The following is a 23,520-nucleotide window of genomic DNA, read 5'->3' as shown; positions in this document are numbered from 1 at the left end:
CCTATCAAATAGGCTAGTGTGATGCAGCACACACCGATGAACTGCAGAGACTTGGCGCTTGTTGACACTATTTTAATAAAGTTAGCGTCCAACGGCGGCCCAACGGCCTCTGCTCGGCACTCAGGACTTAGGGGTGGGAAGAGGGCCGATGACAGCGGTAGCTGGTACGCGATGACCTGTGCCATGGGTTTGCTAGACCGACCGCAGGTCGCGCCGCTATGACGACGGCACAGCTTGACGGCGTTGTCGCCATCCGGGACTGGTCCGTCGGATACGTCAAACGTCATCCGGTCGCCTCCCTGACGACCGTGGGCGAACAGTTCGTCCTGGGTGTGCGCACCGTTCAATATTTCTTCGTCGACCTGATCACCGGGCGGTTCCAATGGCACGAATTCGTCCGGCAGGGCGCGTTCATGGCCGGCACCGCCGTGCTGCCGACGATCCTGGTCTCGCTGCCGATCAGCGTCACTCTGTCCATCCAGTTCGCACTGCTGGCCGGCCAGGTCGGCGCCACCTCGCTGGCCGGCGCGGCCAGCGGACTCGCCGTCATCCGCCAGGGCGCGTCGTTGGTGGCGGCGGTGCTCATGGCATCGGCGGTCGGGTCGGCGATCACCGCCGATCTGGGTTCGCGCACCATGCGCGAGGAAACCGACGCGATGGAGGTGATGGGGGTCTCGGTGATCCGGCGGTTGGTAGTCCCCCGCTTCGCAGCCGCGGTGATGATCGGTGTGGCGCTGACCGGCGTCGTATGCTTCGCCGGATTTTTCGCGAGCTACATGTTCAACGTGTACTTCCAGAACGGCGCGCCGGGCAGCTTCGTGTCGACGTTCGCGTCGTTCGCGACGACCGGTGACATGGTCCTGGCGCTGCTGAAGGCGATCGTGTTCGGCGCCATCGTGGCCATCGTGTCAAGCCAAAAAGGGTTGTCCACCAAGGGCGGACCGACCGGCGTCGCGAACTCGGTGAACGCCGCCGTCGTCGAGGCGATCCTGCTGCTGATGATCGTCAACGTTGCCATCAGCCAGCTCTACATCATGCTGTCGCCCAGGACGGGGCTCTGACGTGACGGCCTCGGCGTATGAGCCTTTCGCACCGATTTCGACGCCGCTGGTCCGGCTCTACCGCAGGGGCAAAGTGCCGATCATCCGGCTCGGCCATCTGCTGGTCTTCTTCGTCCGGGCGGCCGTCGCCGTGCCGCTCGCCGTGCGCCAGTACAGCGGCGAATTCTTGCGGCTGCTGTCGAACATCACCTGGGGCAACGGCTCGATCGTGGTCGGCGGCGGCACCGCGGGCGTGGCGGTGGTGCTGGGCATGACGGTCGGCACACTCGTAGGGATCGAGGGGTATAACTTCTTGGACCTGCTCGGTCTGGGGCCCGCCACCGGGTTCGTCTCGTCGTTGGTCAACACGCGCGAGCTGGCTCCGCTGATGGCGTCGCTCGCCTTCGCCATGCAGGGCGGCTGCCGCTTCACCGCCCAACTTGGATCCATGCGCATCGCCGAGGAGATCGACGCGTTGGAGTCGATCGCGATCCGCCCCATTCCCTACCTGGTGACCACCCGGCTGATCGCCTCGGTGGTGGCGATCATTCCGCTCTATGCCGCCTGCCTGGCTATCGGCTACTTGAGCACGCAAGTCGTGGTGGGCATCGGCAGCGGCGGTTCGACCGGGTCCTACCTGCACTACTTCACGCTGATGCTCGCCGGCCAGGACATCGTCTATTCGCTGATCAAGGCCGTCATCTTCGTGTGGATCGCCTCCACCATCCAGTGCTACTACGGCTATTACGCCAGCGGCGGACCCGAAGGCGTCGGGGTCGCCGCGGGGCACGGCATGCGGGCCAGCATCACGGTCGTGATCATCGTGAACATGCTGCTCACCATGGCGCTGTGGGGTGTGGATTCCGGCGCAAGGTTCGGCGGGTAGGCCCGTGGCGAGGTCGGTGGATGATGCCCAATTCCCTTGAGCTGGACGGACGCGGCCCCTCCGAGCGCCAGCTGTTCGGCGTTGGCATCGCCGTGGTGGTGGTCAGCGCCCTGGTCACGGCCATGATGTTGGTCAAATCCACTGGCAGGCTGAACGATTACGTGCGAGTGGTTGCCGATCTGGTCAACGTGGGCGATGGCCTTCCGCAGAAGTCGGACGTCAAATACCACGGCGTGCTTGTCGGCATGGTCAACGACGTCGTCCCGGCGGCGCATGGCAAACCCAACTATGTCCACATCGACCTCAAACCCGAATACGCCCAGGCGATTCCGGCCGCCGTGACCGCGCGCGTGGTGCCCAGCAATGTGTTCGCGGTGTCGTCGGTGCAGTTGGTAGGTAATGGGCCGGGGGCAAAAATCCGCCAGGGCGCGCATATTCCGGAGGACAAGCAGCTGCCGACCGTGTTGTTCCAAACCACCGTCAGCAAGTTGCGCGACCTGCTGGCCGCCGCGGGGGCGCGGCCGCGACGACAGGTCGGTGGGGATCCTGGCCGCCCTGGGTGCGGCCACCGACCACCGTCGCGTCAGCCTGCTCAATGCCGGCGCGCAATTGAATCGCCTTCTCGACCAGCTCAATTCGATTGTCAGCACCGATACCGGCCCGTCGACGGTGTCCGCCCTGCTGGATGCGACGACGGGGCTAGCGCAGACCGCCCCCGATCTTCTCGACGCATTGCATCAGGCCGTCGAACCGATGCGGACTTTCGCCGAGACGCGCGAGCAGCTGGCTTCGCTGGTGTCGGGTGCGGACTACACGGTCGGCACGACGCGGCAGTCGTTCGACAACCACATCGACCAACTCATCCGGATCACCACCGATTTCACGCCGGTGCTCGGCGTGCTGGCGCAAAAGTCGAACAACTTCGTTCCCGCCGTGACCAAGCTGGACAACCTGGCCAACCAGTTCATGGAGCAGGTCTGGAACCCGGAGAAGAACCTGGGCAACATGCACGCGATGCTGACGTTCACGCCCAGTTCCACCTACACACGCGCCGACTGTCCGCACTACGGCGAACTCAAGGGGCCCAGCTGCTTTACCGCGCCGCTGATTCCGGTGCGCCCCGACCTGCCCGAGGTGCTGCTGCCGCAGAACTATCATCCGCCCAAAGATCTGGCGCCCCCGCCGGGCACGGTGATCGGGCCGGACGGGAATCTTGTCGCGGTGGGCCCGCCGCTGATCAACCCGACTCCCAATCTGACCGATCCCAATCCCCCGCTGGCCCCGGGGATCACGCCGTCGCCGCCCGTGCCAGGGAGCGCGAATCCCGACAACCCGTCGCCGGGGGCGCCGGCGACTCCGCAGCCGCACCAGCCGTGGGTCGCCCCGGTGGCGCCCAAGGCGCCGTGGATTCCGCAGTCCGCCTTCGGGGGCTCTCGATTCGGGGGGAACGTGGGACCCGTCGGGAGCCAGTACGAACGAAACCTGTTGGGCGTGATCACCGGAACGCCCGCCTCGCCGGCCACCGAGCTGCTGCTCGGACCGGTCGCCCGTGGCAGCACGGTGTCGCTGAGCCGCCCGTCCGGGGAGGCCCCATGAAGTTTCGCGGTCCACTCATCGCACTGGCGCTGTTCATGGTCGTCTCGTTGACGCTGACCTGGCTGGTGTATGTGAGCCTGCGCCGTGACGTGGCCGGCGACACCGCACGTTATTCGGCGGTGTTCACCGACGTGTACGGGCTGCGCGAGGGCGACGACGTCCGCATGGCCGGGGTGCGCGTCGGCCGCGTCGAAAAGGTCGAGCTCGACCGGAAACTGGCGAAGGTCTCGTTCGTCGTGCAGCAAGAACAGCGGTTGTTCGGAAACACCCTGGCGTCGGTGACCTACCAGAACATCGTCGGCCAGCGTTACCTCGGACTGTCGTTGGGCAAGGAAGGGAGTCCGGAGCTGCTCGCGCCGGGCAGCACCATCCCGGTGGAACGCACCGAGCCGTCGTTCGACGTCACCACGTTGCTCAACGGCTACGAACCGTTGTTCAGCCTGCTGAACCCGCACGACGCCGACAACCTCACCAAGGGCATCATCCAGTCGTTGCAGGGCGACACCTCGTCGCTGGCCACGCTCGTCGGCCAGACGTCCACGCTCACAGAGACATTCGCGGGCCGGGATCAGGCGCTGGGCAGCGTGATCACCAACCTCAACAAGGTGGTGGGCAACCTCGCGGCGCAGAACGACGATCTCGACGGGGTCATCACCGAGACCCGCAGCGTCGTCGGCGAGCTCGACCGGCGGCGCCCCGACCTGGTCGCCTCCGTGGGCTCGCTGGCGCGGGTGACCGGCCGCCTGTCGACCTCGGCGTCCGACGTCTATCCGGCGCTGCGCGAATTCATCGATCGCAAGCCCGGCGTGGCCCGGCACATCATGGACGTCGAGCCGCAGGTGGCGTTCTTCGGCGACAACATCCCGCTGCTGCTGAAAGGACTTGTCCGGGTCGGCAATCAGGGCGCCTACGGCAACGCCTACGTGTGTGACGTGAACTTCCTGGGGTTCTTCCCCGGCCTCAACGATGTCGTGCCGATCATCATCAACGCGGCCACGCCGGGAAACAGGGCGTGGCACACCCCGAGATGCAGGAGCACCGTCGATGGCTGACAAGACTGTGCGGCAACGGCTTTCGGGGATGAAGCGGCGCCCGCTGGAAAGCTACAACAAGACGTGGCTCGGATTCATCGCGGTCGCGGTGGTGGCGGTGGTGATCGGCGTCATGCTGCTGCTGCACGCCATCGGCGCCGGCTATCGGCACTACACCGCGGAGTTCCTGCAAGCCGCCTCGCTGCGGGCCGGTAATCCGATCGTGGTCGCGGGCATCCCGGTGGGCAACGTCACGAGCATGAAACTCGTCGGCGACCACGTCGAGGCCGGGCTGAAGGTTCGGGACAACATCGCGCTGGGCAAGGACTCCCGCGCCCGGATCAAGGTCACCACCATCCTGGGGTCGCGGTACCTCGCGCTGGAACCCAGCGGCCCGGCGCACCTGCCCCACAACACCTTCGACCTGGCTCACACCGAGGTGCCCTACGACCTGCAAGCCGCGCTGCAGGACGCGACCACCACGTTCGAGCAGGTCGACTCCGACAGGTTCGCCCAATCGCTGGCGGTGCTGGGCAAGCAGCTCGAGGGCCTGCCCGCGGTTGTGCCGCAGGCGATCACGAACATCAACACGCTGTCGTCGATCATCGCGGTGCGCCGTGACCAGCTGGGCCAGCTACTGCGCAGCACCGAGCAGGTGACGAACACCCTGCGCCGCCAGCAGGCCGGCATCGGCAATCTGGTCAACCAGGGCCAAGACCTGCTCGGCCAATTCGTCGCGCGGCGCGCCGTCTTCCACGCGATGATGCAGTCGTTGACGAGTCTCGTCGACACCATGAGCCAGGTCGTGGTCAACGACCGGGCGGGGCTGGACGCGCTGATCAAAGACATGCGGGACTTTACCGCCTTGATGTCCGCGCACGACGACCTGCTGCACAGCATGCTGCAAATCAGCCCGATCTTCTTCCGCGAGGCGGCCAACCTCACGGGCGAGGGCAACGCGGTCAACTTCAACGCCCCCAACGTTCCGCTGATCGACTCGTGGATGTGCGCGATCAGCGGTCGCGCCAAGCAGTTCGGCATGATCCAGTACTTCAAGGATTGCAAGTGAGGGGCCGCACGAACAACGCCGGCGCCTCGCTCGTCGTCAAGGTGGTGGCCGTCGTCGCCGCCGTGGCGGCCATCGCGGTGGTGGCCGTCGCCGGTTGGTGGTACCTGCGCTCCGACGAGGACACGATCACGGTGACCGCCCAATTCGACAGCGCCTCGGGCCTTTACGAGGGCAACGTGGTCGCGGTGCTGGGCATGCCGGTGGGCAAGGTCACCAAGATCAACGCCAAGGGCGGCTACGTCGAGGTCGACTTCACCGTCGACCGCCACGTCAAAATTCCCGCCGACGCGCAGGCCGTGACGGTGTCGACCTCCATCCTCACCGACCGGCAGATCGAACTCACGCCGCCCTATCACGACGGGCCGACCCTGCAGAACCACGACACCATCGGGTTACCCCGCACCAAGACACCCGTCGAATTCAGCAGCGTCCTCAATGTTTTGGACAAGGTGACCAAATCGCTCGAGGGCGACGGCCACGGCGGCGGCCCGATCGCCGACGTGCTGAACGGTGGCACCGCGGTGGTCAGCGGCAACGGCGAGAAGATCAAAGCCGCTCTCGGCGAGCTGTCCAAGGCGCTGCGCCTGTCCAGCGACGGCGGGACGACGACCCGCGAGCAGATCACCACGATCGTCAAAAACATCAGCACGCTGTTCGACGCCGTGGCCGCCAACGACACGAAATTGCGCGAATTCGCCTCCACCATCCACCAAGTCAGCCAGATCATGGCGGACGAGGACCTCGGCAGCGGCAGCACCGGACGCAAGCTCGACCACCTGATCCAGCGGGCGGGCGACCTGCTCGACGCCAACCGCGACAACGTCAAGCAGGCCGTCGGCAGCGGCAACACCACGCTGAAGACGGTGGCCGACCAGCGGCGCGACCTGGCCGAGCTCCTGGATTTGGCCCCGCTGCTGGCCGACAACGCCTACAACATGATCGACCGGGCCAACGGCGCCGTGCGGGCCCGCTTCCTCACGGACCGTTTGATCTTCGACAGCCAGTACACCAAGGAGATCTGCAACCTGATGGGTCTTCGGCAACTGGGTTGCAGCACCGGGACCATCCAGGACTTCGGCCCCGATTTCGGGTTGACCTATGTGCTGGACGGGATGGCCGCCATGGGGCAGAAATGATGACCACCCGCGGGCGGGCCATGCCGTCGCTGCTGGCCGCGGTCATGGTGAGCGCCGGGTGCGCCACGAATGGCCTTGCCAGCCTGCCCCTTCCGGCGCCGGGGCTGGGTTCGGGCGGCTATTCGCTGAACGCGGTGTTCTCCAACGCGCTCAACCTGCCGATGAACGCCAAGGTCAAGTTGGCCGGCGCCGACGTCGGGCAGCTCGAATCGATGATCGCCCGCAACTACACCGCACTGACCCGGCTGCGGATCAGGGACGGCGTGCAGCTCCCCCGCGGCAGCACCGCCGAATTGCGCACCGCGACACCGCTGGGCGACGTGTTCGTCGCCCTGAAGCCACCGGCCGCGGGCGATACGGAGGCGCCGCTGCTGCGCAACGGCGACACCATCGGCCTGGATTCCACGGCGGCCGCCGCGACCGTCGAGTCGGTGCTGAGCTCGGCGGCGATTCTGGTCAACGGCGGGGCGGTCCGCAATTTCACCAACATCATCAACGGTTTCGGCAAGGCGACCGGCGACCAGGGCCAGGCGTTCGGAGACATGATCCGCAAGTCCAACGAGCTGCTCGGGACGCTGGATTCGCGGTCCGATCAGATCAAGAACGCATTGACCCAATTGTCGCACCTGGCCGACCAACTCGACGCCAAGAATCACACCATCAGCGACCTGATGTCGGCCGCCCGTCCCGCCACGTCGGCCCTGGCAGACAACACCGCCCAGCTCTCCAATCTGGCCGTGCAGGTGGGCGACACCTCGCGGCTGCTGGCCAGGTTCCCGTCGATCGGCGGAACCGACACCAGCGGCCGCAGCCTGATCCGCGACCTGAACACGGTCGCCGGGGCCGCCAACGATGTGGCGGTGAGCCCCGACACCAGCTGGCTGTCGGTGAACCGCTTGATCCCCCCGTTGGTCAAATCGACCGCGGGGAACTCGATTTCGGTGAACGTCAGCGTGGACAAGATTCTGCTCGGGTCGCTTCCCGATATCGGGTATCCCGGTGACATCGGGCTGCACGGCCCGCACCACTACAACGTGAACCTTCTCGTCGGCACGCTCAAGTACACCCTGTGGCGCCTGCAGGAGCGCGTGGTGGGCCGGGGGCCGGATTCGCCGCAGGTTCCGGTGATTCCGGACCCGACCATCCCGGGCCAGATCGACGTCGCCCCCGGTCCCCCGCCACCGGGGCCACCCGAACCGCCGCCGCCGGGACCTCACCCATGATCCGCGCCATCGCCACCTTCGCGAATTTCGTTGTCCGAGTGGTGCGCACGGGCCACCGGCGACAAGTTTGGTTGTCGGTGGCCGGATTGGTGCTCATCCTCGTCGTCGCCACCGCGTACCTGCTCGTCGGCGCGTTGCGGGTGAAGCCCTTCGCCTCGTCCTACCGGGTCACGGTGCAGTTGCCGGAATCCGGCGGGCTGCTCCCCAATCAGGACGTCGCGCTGCGCGGGGTGCGCATCGGCCGGGTCGAGTCGCTGCAGATCACCGACGACGGGGTGAACGCCGTCGCCAGCATCACGTCGAAGGTGCGGATCCCGGCGAACGCCGTCGTGCACGTCTCGGCGCTCTCGCCGGCCGGTGAGCAGTACATCAACTTCGAGGCCGCGTCCGACGCCGGACCGTATCTGCACGACGGCAGCCGTATCGCCCTGGACCACACCACCGTTCCGGTCAGCCTGGCGCGGTTGCTGGGCGACGCCGACGGGCTGCTGTCCCAGGTCGATCCCCACAAGATCGAGTTGATCAAGAAGGAACTGAGCCTGAGCAAGGAGGGCCCGGCGAAACTGACCGCCATCGTCGACGGCGGCACCTTCCTGCTGTCCACGCTCGACTCGGTGCTGCCCCAAACCACCAGCATCATCAAGACCAGCCGGGTGGTGCTCACCCTGGCAAGCGACAAGAACACCGGCTTGGGCGCGGCCGCAACGGAACTCAACCACACGCTGTCCGGCGTGTCCAGGATGCAGGCGGGCTATCGCCGGTTGACCGCGCAGACGCCGCGCACCCTGTCTGCCGTCGACAATTTGTTCGCCGACAATTCCGACACGATGGTGCAGTTGCTGGGCAGCATGGCCACCGTGTCGCAGCTGCTGTATCTGCGGGTTCCGGCGCTCAACGCCCTGTTCCCGGACTACCGTGGGTCGGTGTTGGACGCAGTGACGAGCGCGTTTCACGACAACGGGGTTTGGGCGATCGCCGACCTCTACCCCCGCTACGTGTGCGATTATGGGACACCGTCGCACCCGCCGTCGGCCGCCGACTACTACGAGCCGTTCATGTACACCTACTGCCGCGACGACGACCCCGCCGTCTCGATCCGGGGCGCCAAGAACGCGCCGCGGCCGGGCGGCGACGACACCGCCGGCCCGCCGATGGGGGCCAACCTGGGCCGCCGCACCGATCCGACCCCCAAGGGCCGCTTCACCATTCCGACCCCCTACGGCGGCCCGCAGCTGCCGATCGAACCGCCGCACTAGCCCCCGAACCGCCCGCGCCGATCCCTAGGAGATGCCCGTGCTCGTGACCTCCCAAAAGAATCCGAAATCCGAGGCCGTCAAGACGGAACCGGATGCCGAATCGGCCCAAGATGTGTCAGACGACGTCGACGACGTGACCGCCGGCGAGGCCGAGGGCCAAGGCGACAAGGGTGGCCTGCTCACGCGCAAGCGTCCCTCCGAGCGCCGCAACCGGCTTCGGAAACAGGATCTGGGGCGATACCTGCGCCGCAGCATCCTGCCGCTGTTACTCGTTGCCTCGCTTGCCGTTTCGGGATTCCTGGGATGGCGACAGTGGCAGGACCATCGGGTCACACAGGCGGGCGAACAGGCCCAGCAGGCGGCGATCGCCTACGCGCAGGTGCTGACGAGCATCGACTCGAACAAGGTCGACGAGAACTTCCGGCAGGTGCTCGACGGCGCGACCGGCGAATTCAAGGACATGTATACCCAGTCCAGCGTGAAACTTAGGCAGCTGCTGATCGACAACAAGGCGACCGCGCACGGCGTCGTGGTGGACTCGGCCATCCAGTCCGAATCCATGAACAAGGTGGTCGTGCTGGTGTTCATCGACCAGACGGTCACCAACACGGCCGCACCCGATCCCCGCATCGACCGCAGCAGGATCAAGATGACCATGGTAAAGGTCGACGGCCGCTGGCGGGCGAGCAAGGTGCAGCTGCTGTGACGCGCCGGCTCGTCGCGGCGTTCGTATTGGTCGCCGCCGCAACGCTTCCCACCACCGCCCGTGCGCACGCCTCGGCGCCGTCGTTCTGCGGCGAGCTCGGCGGGAACTGGGACGGCCAGTACTGCCACACCTCGGTCACCTCGGAACGCAACGCCGTGCGCGACATCAAGGTCGCGGTGCCCGAGGACCTGGTCGACAATTTGACCACAGGACCGGTGATCCGCGACTACCTGCACACCCTGGTCAACAACTGGCGAAACGCCAACTCCAGCATGGCCGCCGACAGCTACGGCGAGGAGAACTTCGAAATCTTCCGGCACGCCAATCTGCTCAGCGCGGTGTTTCACGAGGACTATCACGCCGACGGCCCCCAGTCCAACAACGCCTATCGGACGTTCACGTTTGACATGTCGAGCGGCAGGCGGGTGCAGCTGGCGGACCTGACGACGTCAGACCCGCTGACCGCCATTCCCCCTCTGGCTCAACCGTTTGTCCAAACCGCGCTCGATCAGGCGCCGCCACCGCACGACCCCGGCACCTACCCGTTCACCGTCGACCGCTGGACCCCGGACAAGGTCTATTCCGGGGCGTACAAGGCCTGGGCGGTGACCCCCGACGAGTTGATCCTTTACATGCCGGACTACCCGGTCGGCCACGACAGCCCGATCAACTTCACGCCCGGCGTCATGCAGTGGTACATGGACGGCGGCACGGTGCAGGCGCACATCCCGCTGTCGGCCTTGGCTTCCGTGCTGCGCGTATGAGCCCCGTGTAAGTCGTTGCCCCCCAGGCACACCGCGAGTCACAGGAGTACCTGAGCCGGGGTAGTGCCGATGTGCCCACCTCCGAGCGACAGCGTCAGACGGATGAGGTCATTGTCGCTCGGAGGCGGGCAAAAGGTGTGATGCCATGGCGGCCAAACCCTGGCCACAGTCCGAGGCCGCCGGGCGTCACACGTTGAAGTACTCGGCTTCCCGACGATGCGGCACGAAGGCGCTAAAGCTCAGTCCTCCGGGTTGTAGGCGAGGTTGGAGGACAGCCAGCGCTCTCCTTCCTTCAGGGTCCAGCCCTTGCGCCTCGCGTAGTCGGCGACCTGGTCCTGGGCCATCCGGCCGACCACGAAGTACTGCGACTGCGGGTGCGAGAAATACCAGCCGCTGACGGCTGCGCCGGGCCACATCGCCATCGACTCGGTGAGCTCGATGCCGGTGCGCTCGTGGACGTCCATCAACTTCCAGAGCGTCGCCTTCTCGGTGTGCTCCGGGCAGGCCGGGTAGCCCGGGGCGGGGCGGATTCCCTGGTACTTCTCGGCGATGAGTGCGTCGTTGTCCAACTGCTCGTCGGGCTGAAATCCCCAGAACTCCTTGCGGACCCGCTGGTGCATCCGTTCGGCGAACGCCTCCGCCAGCCGGTCGGCCAGCGACTCCAGCAGGATCGCGCTGTAGTCGTCGAGGGCCGCCTTGAACTCCGCGATCTTCTCACCGCTGCCCAGCCCGGCGGTGACGGCGAAGGCGCCGATGTAGTCGGCCAGGCCGGTGTCCTTGGGCGCGATGTAGTCGCCCAGCGACCGGTTCGGGATGCCCTCCCGGTGATCGCCCTGTTGACGCAGGTGGTGCAGCGTGGTCAGCACCTCGGTGCGGGTGTCGTCGGTGTAGACCTCGATGTCCTCGATACCCGAGCCGACCGCGTTGGCCGGGAAGAACCCGATCACCGCGTTGGCGGTCAGCCACTTCTCCTTGATCAGGGTGTCGAGCATCTCCTGCGCATCGTCGTACAGCTTGCGGGCCGCCTCGCCGGTGGCCGGGTTGTTGAGGATGTCGGGGAAGCGGCCCTTCATCTCCCAGGCGTTGAAGAACGGCTGCCAATCGATGTACTCGCGCAACTCGGCGAGGTCGTACTCCTTGAACTCCCGCACCCCGAGGCCCTGGGCGGGCACCGGCGGCGTGTAGCCGTCCCACTCGATCGGGGTCCGGTTCGCGCGGGCCTTCTCCAGCGTGAGCATCGGGCGCTCGTTCTTCTGAGCGTGCCGCTCGCGCAGCGATGCGTAGTCCTTCTCGGTGGCCTCCAGCAGGCCCGGCCGCTGCTTGTCGTCGAGCAGCGCCGCGGCCACGGGCACCGAGCGGGACGCGTCCTTGACCCACACCACCGGACCGGACCGGCGCGGCGATATCTTCACGGCCGTGTGGGCCCGCGACGTGGTCGCGCCGCCAATGAGCAGCGGGATCTCGAGGCCTTCACGTTCCATCTCGACGGCGAAGTTGGACATCTCGTCCAGGGACGGGGTGATCAGCCCGGACAGCCCGATGATGTCGGCGTCGTGCTCCTTGGCCGCGGCCAGGATCTTCTCGGCGGGCACCATCACACCGAGGTCGATCACCTCGAAGTTGTTGCATTGCAGCACAACTCCGACGATGTTCTTGCCGATGTCATGGACGTCGCCCTTCACCGTCGCCATCACGATGGTGCCGTTGGTGTCCTTGGCTGCCGCGGTGCCGTTCTGCTCTTTCTCCTTCTCGATGAACGGCAGCAGGTACGCCACGGCCTTCTTCATCACCCGGGCCGACTTCACCACCTGGGGCAAAAACATCTTGCCCGAGCCGAAGAGGTCACCGACGACGTTCATGCCGTCCATCAGCGGGCCCTCGATCACCTCGATCGGGCGGCCACCGGCGGCGGCGATCTCGGCCCGCAATTCCTCGGTGTCGTCGTCGACGTGGGCGTCGATGCCCTTGACCAACGCGTGCGTGATCCGCTCGCGGACCGGAAGGTTGCGCCACTCGGCCGCGGCGGGGTCTTCGGATTTCTCTGACTTGTTGAACCGTTCGGCGATCTCCAGCAGCCGCTCGGCCGCGTCCTCGCGACGGTTCAGGACGACGTCCTCGATGCGGTCGCGCAGCTCGGGGTCGATCGAGTCGTAGGGCACCAGCGCGCCGGCGTTGACGATGCCCATGTCCAGGCCGGCCTTGATGGCGTGGAACAGGAACACCGCGTGGATCGCCTCGCGCACGGGGTTGTTGCCCCGGAACGAGAACGACACGTTCGAAATGCCGCCGGAGATGTGCACCCCGGGCAGGTTCTCCTTGATCCAGGCGCAGGCCTCGATGAAGTCGATCCCGTACGTCGCGTGCTCCTCGATACCGGTCGCCAGCGCGAAGCAGTTCGGGTCGAAGATGATGTCCTCGGGCGGGAAGCCGACCTCCTCGGTCAGGATCCGGTAGGCGCGCCCGCAGATCTCCTTGCGGCGCTCCAGGTTGTCGGCCTGCCCGGTTTCGTCGAACGCCATCACGACGACGGCGGCGCCGTACTTGCGGCACAGCCGCGCCTCACGGATGAACTTCTCCTCGCCCTCCTTCATGGAGATCGAGTTGACGATCGGCTTGCCCTGCACGTTCTTCAGGCCCGCCTCGATGACCTCCCACTTGGAGGAGTCGATCATCACCGGGACGCGGCTGATGTCCGGCTCGGCCGCGATCAGCTTGGTGAATCGGTCCATCGCGGCGACGCCGTCGATCATGCCCTCGTCCATGTTGATGTCGATGACCTGCGCACCGACCTCGACCTGCTGCAGGGCCACCGACAGCGCGGTGTCGTAGTCCTCGGCCTTGATCAGGTTGCGGAACCGGGCGGAGCCGGTGATGTTGGTGCGCTCACCGATGTTGACGAACAGCGAATCGTCGGTGATGTTGAGCGGCTCCAGCCCCGACAGGCGGGTGGCCACCTCGATCGTCGGCACCTCGCGCGGCGCTTTGCCCTCGACGACCTTGGCGATCTCGGCGATGTGCGGCGGCGCCGTTCCGCAGCACCCGCCGACCAAGTTGACCAGGCCCGCCTCGGCGAAGTCGGCGATGTAGCCGGCCTGACGCTCCGGGGTCTCGTCGTACTCGCCGAAGGCGTTGGGCAGGCCGGCGTTCGGATAGCAGGAGACAAAGGTGTCCGCGATCCGCGACATCTCGGCGATGTAGGGCCTCATCTCCGGCGCGCCCAGGGCGCAGTTGAGGCCGACCGCGATCGGCTTCGCGTGCCTGATCGCGTTCCAGAATGCTTCGGTGACCTGACCGGACAGCGTCCGCCCGGAGGCATCGGTGATGGTGCCCGAGATGATCACCGGCCAGCGGCGTCCGCGGTCCTCGAACAGCGTCTCGACGGCGAACACCGCCGCCTTGGCGTTCAGCGAGTCGAAGATCGTCTCGATGATGAGCAGGTCTGCACCGCCGTCGACCAGGCCGTTGGCGGCTTCCAGGTAGGCGGCGACCAGCTGGTCGTAGGAGACGTTGCGGGCGCCGGGATCGTTGACGTCCGGCGAGATCGACGCGGTCCGCGTCGTCGGCCCGATCGCGCCGGCCACGTAGCGGGGCTTCTCCGGGGTGCTGTACTCGTCGGCCGCCTTGCGGGCCAGGGCGGCGCCGGCGTAGTTGAGCTCGTAGGCCAGGTCGGCCATGTCGTAATCGGAGAGCGAGATGGCGTTCGCGTTGAACGTGTTGGTTTCCAGGATGTCGGCGCCCGCCTCGAGGTACTCGCGGTGGATGCCCTCGATGATCTGCGGTTGCGTCAGGTTGAGCAGGTCGTTGTTGCCCTGCAGGGCGGTCGGCCATTCCGTGAACCGATCGCCGCGGTAGCCGGCCTCGTCCGGCCGGTCCCGCTGGATCGCCGTGCCCATCGCGCCGTCGATCACCATGATCCGCTGGCGCAGGGCCGCCGTCAGTTCGTCGGTGCAGTCGGGGCGGATGTTCGGCGCGAAGGCATCCGACGCGGAAGTGTTCGTCGCGGAAGTCTTCGTCTCAACGGCCGTCATGTGCATTCCTTCCGTAGCGGAAGGCGTCCTTGACTCTGCCGAGCGTGGCGGAGACCGGCAGGGGACCAGGCACCCTCCAGAAACCGTTGCAACGCCTCTCGACCAGAAAAGTCTACGTCGTCACCCGACGCCTGGACGCCCTGGCTCGACCCGACCCGCGCTGCCCCGGCTCGCCAGCGCACGGGTCTTGTCGGCAATGGAGTAGTTACCAAGGTTAACGAGGTTGCAGCCGGCCGTATTTCGCCTTGACCGCGGCGACGCCGTTGTAGCGATCGTCCAGCACAAAGTCCACGGCACGGCCTTCGTCAGCGGCAGTCACGCCATAAGAATAGTCGGCCTATGTAAAGCCCCCGGTGAAACGCTCGGCGGGCGCCAATTCACCGCCACCGCGCCCCGAAGATGGGGGCTAGATCCAATTGCCCGACTCCTCATCGAACCGCGCGCGGTCCGCATCGTCGTCGCGCGGAAGGCCGTACGCTAATTCTGTGACCCCGCCCGATGGCCCTCCCTTTGGCCTCCCTAGTGGTAAGGCCGCTCTGCCCGAACTGCATCAGACCATCGTCGTGGCCGCATTCGAGGGCTGGAACGACGCCGGCGACGCGGCCAGCGACGCGCTCGAACACCTCGAGGCCATCTGGGAAGCCGACCCCATCTTGGAGATCGACGACGAGGCGTACTACGACTACCAGGTGAATCGCCCGGTGATCCGGCAGGTGGACGGCGTGACCCGCGAGCTGGTGTGGCCGGCGATGCGGATCTCGCACTGCCGGCCCCCGGGCAGCGACCGCGATGTCGTGCTGATGCACGGGGTCGAACCCAACATGCGCTGGCGCACCTTCTGCGCGGAGTTGGTGGCCATCGCGGACAAGCTCAACGTGGACACCGTGGTGATCCTGGGCGCCCTGCTGGCCGACACCCCGCACACCCGGCCGGTTCCGGTCTCGGGCGCGGCCTACTCCCCCGAGTCGGCGAAGCGCTTCGGCCTTGAGGAGAGCCGCTACGAGGGGCCCACCGGAATCGCCGGGGTGTTTCAGGACGCCTGCGTGGCCGCCGGGATCCCGGCGGTGACGTTCTGGGCGGCCGTGCCGCATTACGTGTCGCAGCCACCGAACCCGAAGGCGACGGTAGCCCTGCTGCGCCGCGTCGAAGACGTGCTCGACATCGAGGTTCCGCTGGCGGACTTGCCGACCGACGCCGAGGAATGGGAGCAGGCGGTCACCGAGATGACCGCCGAGGACGAGGATCTCGCCGAATACGTGCAGTCGCTGGAACAGCGCGGCGACGCCGAGGTCGACATGAACGACGCGCTGGGCAAGATCGACGGCGACGCCCTGGCCGCCGAGTTCGAGCGCTACCTGCGCCGTCGCCGTCCCGGCTTCGGGCGTTAATGACGCGGTCGCCGAACTTGCCGGCGACCGATCAACTACGGAAACATCGCTTCGCACCCACCGATTGGACGTTTCATGCCCTCGTTGCCCGATGACGGCAACCCCAACCCAGGAGCCGGCGACTTCGGCGAAGACGCCGGCTACCGCAAGGGCCTCAAGCCCCGGCAAGTGCAGATGATCGGCATCGGCGGCGCGATCGGCTCCGGGCTGTTCCTGGGCGCGGGCGGTCGGCTGGGCAAGGGCGGCCCCGGGATGTTCCTGGTGTACGCCGTGTGCGGGTTCTTCGTCTTTCTCATCCTGCGGGCGCTGGGCGAGCTGGTCCTGCATCGCCCGTCGTCGGGCTCGTTCGTGTCGTACGCGCGCGAATTCTTCGGCGAGAAGGCCGCTTACGCGATCGGCTGGATGTATTTCCTGGGGTGGTCGATGACGGCCATCGTCGACACCACCGCGATCGCCACCTATCTGCGGCGGTGGACGAGCTTCGAATCGATCCCCCAGTGGGTGTTGGCGCTACTGGCCCTCATCGTCGTGCTGTCGATGAACCTGATCTCGGTGGAATGGTTCGGTGAGCTGGAGTTCTGGGCGGCCCTGATCAAGGTTTTCGCCCTCATCGCCTTCTTGGTCGTGGGCATCATCTTCCTGGCGGGGCGCTATCGGATCGACGGCCACAGCACCGGACTGAGCGTGTGGGCCGACCACGGCGGCATGTTCCCCTCCGGCGTGCTGGCGATGCTGCTGACCACCTCGGGCGTGGTATTCGCCTATGCCGCCGTCGAATTGGTGGGCACGGCCGCCGGGGAGACCGCGGAGCCGGAAAAGGTCATGCCGCGCGCGATCAATTCGGTGATCGCTCGCATCGCGATCTTCTACGTCGGGTCGGTCGCGCTGCTGGCGTTGCTGCTGCCGTACACCTCGTACAAGGCTACCGAAAGCCCTTTTGTCACTTTCTTTTCCACGATCGGCTTCCACGGCGCCGGGGACGTGATGAACGTGGTGGTGCTCACCGCCGCGCTGTCGAGCCTGAATGCGGGGCTGTATTCCACCGGCCGCATCATGCACTCGATGGCCTCCAGTGGCAGCGCCCCCGGCTTCGCGACCCGGATGTCCAAGAACGGGGTGCCCTACGTCGGCATCACGATGGCGGCCGCCATCTGCCTGTTCGGCATTGCCCTGAACGCGGTCAATCCCGGCGAAGCCTTCGAGATCGTGCTCAACATCGTGGCGCCGGGCATCATCGCGTGCTGGGCGACCATCGTGCTGTGTCAGCTGCGCGCCTACCGGATGGCCAAGGCCGGGCTGTTGCAACGGCCCCGGTTTCGCATGCCGTGGGCGCCCTATTCGGGCTATCTCACCCTGGCGTTCTTGGCCGGCGTCCTGGTCATGATGGCCTTCGACAAACAGACCGGCACCTGGACCATCGCCACGGTCGTGGTGGTCATCCCGGCGCTGAGCGCGGGGTGGCTCCTGGTGCGCAACCGGGTGGCGGCCATCGCGTCGCAGCGCGCGGCCCAGACCGGCTAGGACTTGCCAAGTCCCTGGTTATAGGCGCTGGTGGAACGGCCGAGCGCCGCGACCTGGGCGTCCAGTTGGGGTAACAGCTCGGCGGTCGATTTGTGCAGGGGCGCTTCGCCGACCGCGCTGGACAACACCGGCTTGACCCACCGGAACAGGGCCACCCAGCGCGGGCAGTAGACGCGGGTGCGCCGGCGCCGGATGCCCTTGACGAACGCGGCGGCGCATTTGTCGACGGTCGTCGTCTTGTTCAGCGGCCACGGGAAGCTGGCCAGCAGTTGGTTGAACGCGGACAGGTCGGTTTGGGTGTCGCGGACCAGCGCGGTGTCGATCCAGGACATGTGCGCCGAGCCGACCCGCACGCCGTGGCGGGCCACCTCCAGCCGCAGCGCATTGGCGAACATCTCGACGGCGGCCTTGGAGGCGTTGTACGGCGCCAGCCCGGGGCAGGCCGTGTAGGCGGCCAGCGAGGAGACGATCAACACGTAGCCGCGGCGCTCGGTCAGGGCGGGCAAGGCGGCGCGGACCGTGTGAAAGACGCCGAGCACGTTGATGTCGAGGACCCGCTTGAACGCCTCGGGGTCGACTTGGGTCACCGACCCGTAACTCATGATGCCGGCGTTGGCCACGACGACGTCGATGCCGCCGAACCGCTCGACGGCGCGGGCGGCGGCCGCCTGCATCGCCGACAGGTCGCGCACGTCGGCCACCGCGGTCAGCACCCGGTCCTCGCCCAGCTCGTCGGCGAGCGCCGTCAGGTCGGCCTCGTTGAGATCGGTGAGGACGAGCTTGGCGCCCTTGGCGGCCAGCCGGCGCGCGACCTCGGCGCCGATCCCCCGCGCGCCGCCGGTGATGAAAACGACTTGGTCCCGCAGCGATGTCATGGCCGACAACGTACCGCGCTGTGGACCGGAGTGACTGCGGCCGCCCGCGCGGGACGGTCGCCATCGGCCTCGGCGGCGCGGGCCGAGGACGCCGATCGGTCGGTCGAGGCTCTCCGCGGATCACCAGGCGGACGAATTACGCACGAATGGAATTAGCGGCCACGAAATTGATTACAGAAAGCGGGCGGTATTTAGCGCGCGTCTCATAAAGTGTCGCGGGGCGATGGTTATCTCCGCCCACTCTTTGCGGATCGACGAGTCTGTGTAAACACTACGCTAACTTGCCGCCCCCACTACTCTATTCGTTCGCACCTTGCCCGCCGACACCAATGCCGACCGTAGGCTCCGGGCATGACACGCAGTTGCGCATGTCGGCGGGGGCCACGGGATGACAGTCGACAGCTCTGCCCCACCGCCAGTGACCCTTGTAGAAGTCGAATTCGGCCATACCCGATAAGCCACCGGCGCGCGGTGGCCCCGCCAACCCAGCCACCGCGCGCCGGATTTAACAACGCATCCACCCTCGGCCTAGTCGGCTTCAGTAATTGACGGGAGGGATGATGCACAGAAAATCGACTCCATCGAATCTACCCGTGTGGAAATTTGTGTCCCATGCCAGCTTCGGTGACGTGGACACCTATCTCTGGCATCGTCAGGGCAGCAACCTATTCTGCTGGCGCCCGGTGGGAAAGACATGGAATGCGGCGACAAAGAAGAACGTCGCGTAATGACGGGCGTAACCTAATTCGCCGGCTAAAAGACGGAGAAATAAGGCGATCAACGCTGTGTCGGCGGCGTGGGTGGTCCCCTACGCGTTCAAGCGGGCGAACTGACCTTGCCGATACTGCTCGACGCACGCCGAGCGCCGCACCTTGCCACTGGTGGTGATCGGTATCGACCCGGGTGCCACCACAACCAGATCCGCGACGCCGACGCCGTGCGAGTGGGAGACCGCGGAGGTGACGTCACGCTCCACGACGGCGAGCGTGTCCACCGCCTCGGCGCGGGACGCGGCCTTGTTCTTGACTTCGGCGATCACGACGAGCTTTTCCATGCCCTGATGCGGAACCGCAATCGCCGCGCACCGGCCCCGGGTGATCTCCTGGACCGTCGCTTCGATGTCGTCGGGCGAGTGGTTACGCCCGTAGACGATTAGCAGATCCTTGATGCGGCCGATGATGAACAGCTCGCCGTCGAAGAAGAACCCCGAGTCCCCCGTTCGCAACCACGGCGCTTCCGGTGCGCCGGCCGACGGAGCGACAAGCTGACCGCCGAAGGCGCTTTCGGTCTCCTGGGGCTTTAGCCAATAGCCCATGGCGACGTTGTCACCATGCACCCAGATCTCACCGACCGTTCCCTGGGGGCACTCAATCCTGGTGTCGGGATCAACGACACGAATCACCGGAGACCGCGACGCCCCGTAGCTGACCAGTGGTGTGCCGGTTGAACTTTCGCACTGCTGCGCAATCCCGGTGGCCAGTTTCTCGGAGTCGAAGTGGGCGATTTTGGGTGGTTGCGCCGGTGTGCGGGTCAACGCGTACACCGTTGCCTCCGCGAGCCCATAGGCGGGCCGCACCGCTTTGTCGGGCAGATTGAAGCGCGTGAACCGCCCGGTGAAACGCCGCAAGGTCGCCGGATGCACCCGTTCGCTACCACTGAGGATGACCAGTACATCCCCGAGATCCAGTCCGGCCATGTCCTCGTCTGAGGTTTTGCGGGCCGCCAATTCGAAAGCGAAGTTCGGCGACGCGGAAAATGCGTGACTTTCCTTGGCCAGCAATTGCATCCATCGGGCCGGTCGCTGCAGGAACGACACCGGACTCATCAGCACCGTGTGAATACCGCCCAGGACCGGTGCGCACACCCCCAGTACCAAACCCATGTCGTGGTAAAACGGCAGCCACGACACGATGGTCGTATCGGGTGGAGCGACGCCGCCGTACTCCACACAAAAGTCGGACATCACCTGCCCGAAATTGGCCAGCAAGTTCCGATGCGAGACCATGACCCCGGCGGGCTGACGGGTCGACCCGGACGTGTACTGCAAATACGCAAGATCTGCGTGATTCTCGCTCCCGGCGCCGGATCCTGTGCGGGCGTCCAGGCCCAGCAGGTCGACCTCAACCACCGACGGCACGGGCCCGCCGGACTCCGACTTGACATAGTTCGCAACGGTTTCCGCAGCGGCGGACGTGGTGAGGACGACCGTCGGTGACGCATCGCGCAGCACCGAACTGACCCGCTCATCGCTGACGCCACCCAGCGGAACCGAAAGCGGAACCGCGACCCGCCCCGCCTGCAGTGTGCCGAGAAACGCCACGACGTAGTCGAGGCCCTGCGGGGCCATGATGACGGCGCGATCACCCGTCGACCCGCAATCGTGAAGCTGCCGGGCAAGGTTCACCGTTCGCCGCTGCAGCTGAGACCACGTCAGGCTTTCGGCAATTCCGTTCCAGTCCTGCTCGTAGTCAATGAAGGTGAACGCCGTGTCGTTGGGCTGCAAGCTGGCTCGTTCACACAGCAGGTTCGAAATGGACGTCTCAACCATGATCACTCCATGCCGGCTCGGCCGGGGGTCCAAAAGGGTTTGGTGCATATCTGGCGTCGATCCCAGCCACGTTCGGTGGTCAGGATCTTGCGCAAGGTTTGTATGGTGCGGGCCTCGCCGGCGAGGTAGGCGACGCCGGGATGGGCGGGTAGCGGGAGGCTACGTAGGGCATCGGCGAGCACGGCAGAGTCTGCCGCTGGAGCGTCACCGCGCTCGACCCGGGTCAGGGGGGTGGCGAGGGGAAGGTGGTCGGTGTCGGTCGCGGCCTCGACCACGCCGTAAACCTCGGCGGACGGGTGCAGAGAGCGCAGCATCGCGGCGAACGCGACCGACGCGGTTTCTTCGCCGGCGAACACGTGGTAGGGCGCGCCGCGGCGGATGACGAATTTGCCCTGGGGGCGGGTGAACTGGGCCTGGTCTCCGACGGAGGTGGCCGTCGCCCAGCGTCTGGCGGGCGTCGCGTTCTTCGGGTCGCCGTCGTGGTCGACCATCACGATGTCGAGCGCACCGAGGTCGGGGTCGACGTCGTAGATGGAATACGTGCGGAGCACCGGGTACGGGCGCAGCCGAACAACGGAATCACGCAGGTTCGCGACCTGCAGCCGGACCTGCTGACCCGGCGTCCAGGTCAGTCCCTGCAGCCGCGGGCCGCTGAACCGGATGCGGCGCATTCTTGGTGTCAGACTTTCGATCTCGCTGACCGTCGCGGAGAGGAAAACAGCGTCTCGCAGCGTGCTGATCAGTGGGAAACGATCGATGAGGGTGGCCACAAAGAACTCCAAAACACTTTCGGTGGTCGACGGTGGGTGCCGGTCTGCTCAGTAGTTGTTGCAGGTGCCGAAGACGCGCTGGACGAGTTCAAACTGCTGGTCGGCCCCCGGCTGGCCGGCCAGCATCTGGGCCATCTGCTGGCGTTGACCCGGCGGCGAAGCGAGGAACTGACGCAAGAAGGCCCCGCTCTCCGGCGAAGAGTTGAATTGTGCGGCGGCTTGCGGATCCGCCGCCTGCAGCGCCGATATCACCTGTCCGTAATTGCAGGTGGTGTTGACGAACGGACTCAGGTCCCGATCGGCGGACGCAAGACCGGCACCGGCGGTCAACGACAATGCGAGGGCGCAAACGCCGACAGCCACTCGGGTCGTGGTCAATTGGACACCTCCTGAACGGGTGCGAACTCGAGGTGCAATTCCTTGAGGCGCCTGAACAACAGGGTGCGGTCCCAGTCGAGCCGGCGAGCGCCCGGGGGACCGTGCTCGGCCTCGGAAAGCCGAATGTCGCGCATCCGAGCCAGGATTCGTTCCAGGCTCACCCGCACTTCGGCGCGGGCGATGGGCGCGCCCGGGCACGTGTGAACACCACGGCCGAACGCCATGTGATGCAGTATGTTCGGGCGGCCGAGGCGGAATTCGTCGGGATCGTCGAACCGCCGGGGATCGCGGTTTGCCGCACCGTTCATCACCAGAATGCTGGTACCGGCTCGCACATCGACGTCTCCGATCCTGGTGCTACGCCGCGCCAGGCGGAAGTTCGATTTGATCGGGCTCTCGATGCGCAGCATCTCCTCGATGAAGGCGGGAATCTTTGAATTGTCCTCGCGCAGCTGCTCTTGCAGGTCCGGTCGCTCCGCCAACGTGAGCATCGACAGACTCAGCAGGTCGATCGTCGTGCCGTGGCCCGCGGCGTACATGAAGGTGGCAACGCGGGCGACGTCTAACGCGTCGGGGGTCGTGCCGTCGGGAAACTTTGCCAACGCAAGCTCGGTGAGGACGTCGTCGCGCGGATTGCGCCGCCGTTCCTCGATGTACTCCACGAACCACTCCTCTTTCACGCCGACGAAACCGCTGCGGTCGCCTTCGAGCCTGCTGGCTCTCGCCGCGTGGCGGAATCGCTCACGATCGGCCTCGGGTACGTCCAGCAGGTCGGTGATCGCGTCGAGCGTGAACGGGAAGTTGTAGTCGAAGACGATCTCGCACTTACCCTTTGCGACGAAGCGGTTGAGTTGTTCATCGGCAAGGCGCCACAGGAAGTCCTCGTTGTTCTTGAGCTGTTTCGGCGTGAACAACCGGCTCAACAGCGAGCGGTGCGCGGTGTGCTTCGGTGGATCGAACGTGATGAAGTAGTCGCCGAACGTAACCTTCTTGCGGTGCCGCTCGATCACGTCCGAGATGTCATCGCTGTCGGTTTTGGTCGGAATCCCCGACCATGGCCCGCTGACGATGTTGCATACCGACAGGGCCTGCTCGGTGTCGCGTTGCACCGCGAGGGCCTCGTCGTACCCCGACACCATCACCACACCGTGCGCCGGCTCACGCCATACCGGGCAACGCCGGATCGCGTCGTAGTAGTCGTAGGGGTCGTCGACGAGCGCCTTGTCGGTGAAGAAGTCGAGGTGCTCGGGTCCGCTCGGAGCGGACTTTCCTGTGACCATGTGATCGGAAGCCATGATGAAATCC

General features: G+C 66.1%; 17 protein-coding genes and 1 pseudogene. 12 read left to right on the top strand and 6 right to left on the bottom strand.

The genetic code is table 11. The annotated features are described in order from the left end of the window. Positions 1-218 precede the first annotated feature (218 nt). The 10 genes and pseudogenes from W7U_RS06940 to W7U_RS06895 all read left to right on the top strand — a co-directional run bounded on the left by W7U_RS06940 (position 219) and on the right by W7U_RS06895 (position 10,707). On the top strand, positions 219-1,061 hold the full coding sequence (locus W7U_RS06940; RefSeq protein WP_008256279.1) for an ABC transporter permease: 843 nt from the start codon (positions 219-221) through the stop codon (positions 1,059-1,061). Position 1,062: 1 nt separating this feature from the next. Next, positions 1,063-1,926, top strand: a complete 864-nt coding sequence (locus W7U_RS06935; RefSeq protein WP_008256276.1) for an ABC transporter permease — start codon at positions 1,063-1,065, stop codon at positions 1,924-1,926. 23 nt (positions 1,927-1,949) lie between these two features. Then, positions 1,950-3,522, top strand: a pseudogene (locus tag W7U_RS06930) (MCE family protein). Then, a complete protein-coding gene (locus W7U_RS06925) occupies positions 3,519-4,574 on the top strand; it encodes an MCE family protein (RefSeq protein ID WP_008256272.1) in 1,056 nt (351 codons plus the stop codon). Before W7U_RS06930 ends, W7U_RS06925 begins: the two are co-directional and overlap by 4 nt. Continuing rightward, positions 4,567-5,622 carry an MlaD family protein gene (locus tag W7U_RS06920; protein ID WP_008256271.1) on the top strand — a complete coding sequence of 352 codons (1,056 nt, stop codon included), beginning with the start codon at positions 4,567-4,569 and terminating at the stop codon, positions 5,620-5,622. The genes W7U_RS06925 and W7U_RS06920 overlap by 8 nt, the downstream gene beginning before the upstream one ends. Continuing rightward, positions 5,619-6,758 (top strand): MCE family protein, encoded by a 1,140-nt coding sequence (locus tag W7U_RS06915; RefSeq protein ID WP_008256270.1) that lies wholly within the window; start codon positions 5,619-5,621, stop codon positions 6,756-6,758. The genes W7U_RS06920 and W7U_RS06915 overlap by 4 nt, the downstream gene beginning before the upstream one ends. After that, positions 6,755-7,981: an MlaD family protein gene (locus W7U_RS06910; RefSeq protein ID WP_008256269.1), complete on the top strand. Its 1,227-nt coding sequence runs from the start codon at positions 6,755-6,757 to the stop codon at positions 7,979-7,981. Before W7U_RS06915 ends, W7U_RS06910 begins: the two co-directional genes overlap by 4 nt. Further along, entirely contained in the window at positions 7,978-9,237 is a 1,260-nt protein-coding gene (locus W7U_RS06905; RefSeq protein WP_008256268.1) for an MlaD family protein, read from the top strand. The genes W7U_RS06910 and W7U_RS06905 overlap by 4 nt, the downstream gene beginning before the upstream one ends. 31 nt (positions 9,238-9,268) lie before the next feature. After that, positions 9,269-9,943: a tetratricopeptide repeat protein gene (locus W7U_RS06900; RefSeq protein ID WP_008256267.1), complete on the top strand. Its 675-nt coding sequence runs from the start codon at positions 9,269-9,271 to the stop codon at positions 9,941-9,943. Beyond that, positions 9,940-10,707, top strand: coding sequence for a mannan-binding family protein (locus tag W7U_RS06895; RefSeq protein ID WP_008256260.1), 768 nt, complete (start codon positions 9,940-9,942; stop codon positions 10,705-10,707). The genes W7U_RS06900 and W7U_RS06895 overlap by 4 nt, the downstream gene beginning before the upstream one ends. 239 nt (positions 10,708-10,946) lie before the next feature. On the opposite strand, the gene metH is transcribed toward W7U_RS06895, so the two are convergent. Further along, on the bottom strand, positions 10,947-14,741 hold the full coding sequence (gene metH, locus W7U_RS06890) for a methionine synthase (protein WP_008256259.1): 3,795 nt from the start codon (positions 14,739-14,741) through the stop codon (positions 10,947-10,949). Between the two features lie 479 nt (positions 14,742-15,220). On the opposite strand from metH, the gene W7U_RS06885 reads away from it, so the two are divergent. Both W7U_RS06885 and W7U_RS06880 read left to right on the top strand, forming a co-directional pair. Then, the gene (locus tag W7U_RS06885; protein ID WP_014380025.1) at positions 15,221-16,123 is read left to right on the top strand and encodes a PAC2 family protein; all 903 of its coding nucleotides are present in this window, start codon (positions 15,221-15,223) and stop codon (positions 16,121-16,123) included. Between the two features lie 75 nt (positions 16,124-16,198). Continuing rightward, the gene (locus W7U_RS06880) at positions 16,199-17,644 is read left to right on the top strand and encodes an amino acid permease (protein ID WP_008256257.1); all 1,446 of its coding nucleotides are present in this window, start codon (positions 16,199-16,201) and stop codon (positions 17,642-17,644) included. Here W7U_RS06880 and W7U_RS06875 read toward each other — a convergent pair. From W7U_RS06875 to W7U_RS06855, 5 genes are all read right to left on the bottom strand, one after another. Next, a complete protein-coding gene (locus W7U_RS06875) occupies positions 17,641-18,519 on the bottom strand; it encodes an SDR family oxidoreductase (RefSeq protein WP_008256256.1) in 879 nt (292 codons plus the stop codon). The two genes, W7U_RS06880 and W7U_RS06875, sit on opposite strands and share 4 nt — an antisense overlap. Positions 18,520-19,327: 808 nt before the next feature. After that, complete coding sequence (locus W7U_RS06870; RefSeq protein ID WP_008256254.1) at positions 19,328-21,067, bottom strand: AMP-binding protein; 1,740 nt, start codon at positions 21,065-21,067, stop codon at positions 19,328-19,330. Between the two features lie 2 nt (positions 21,068-21,069). After that, positions 21,070-21,837 (bottom strand): siderophore-interacting protein, encoded by a 768-nt coding sequence (locus W7U_RS06865; protein ID WP_014711530.1) that lies wholly within the window; start codon positions 21,835-21,837, stop codon positions 21,070-21,072. A 48-nt stretch (positions 21,838-21,885) separates the two neighbouring features. Then, on the bottom strand, positions 21,886-22,215 hold the full coding sequence (locus W7U_RS06860; RefSeq protein ID WP_176476793.1) for a hemophore-related protein: 330 nt from the start codon (positions 22,213-22,215) through the stop codon (positions 21,886-21,888). Then, a complete protein-coding gene (locus W7U_RS06855) occupies positions 22,212-23,510 on the bottom strand; it encodes a cytochrome P450 (RefSeq protein WP_008256248.1) in 1,299 nt (432 codons plus the stop codon). Before W7U_RS06855 ends, W7U_RS06860 begins: the two co-directional genes overlap by 4 nt. Between the last annotated feature and the right edge of the window lie 10 nt (positions 23,511-23,520).

It is taken from the genome of Mycobacterium sp. H4Y, assembly GCF_000364405.1.
In the GTDB taxonomy this organism is placed as follows: Bacteria; Actinomycetota; Actinomycetes; order Mycobacteriales; family Mycobacteriaceae; genus Mycobacterium; species Mycobacterium intracellulare.
The sequence above is the reverse complement of the archived record's forward strand: the minus strand, read 5'-3'. Positions and strand labels throughout refer to the sequence as shown.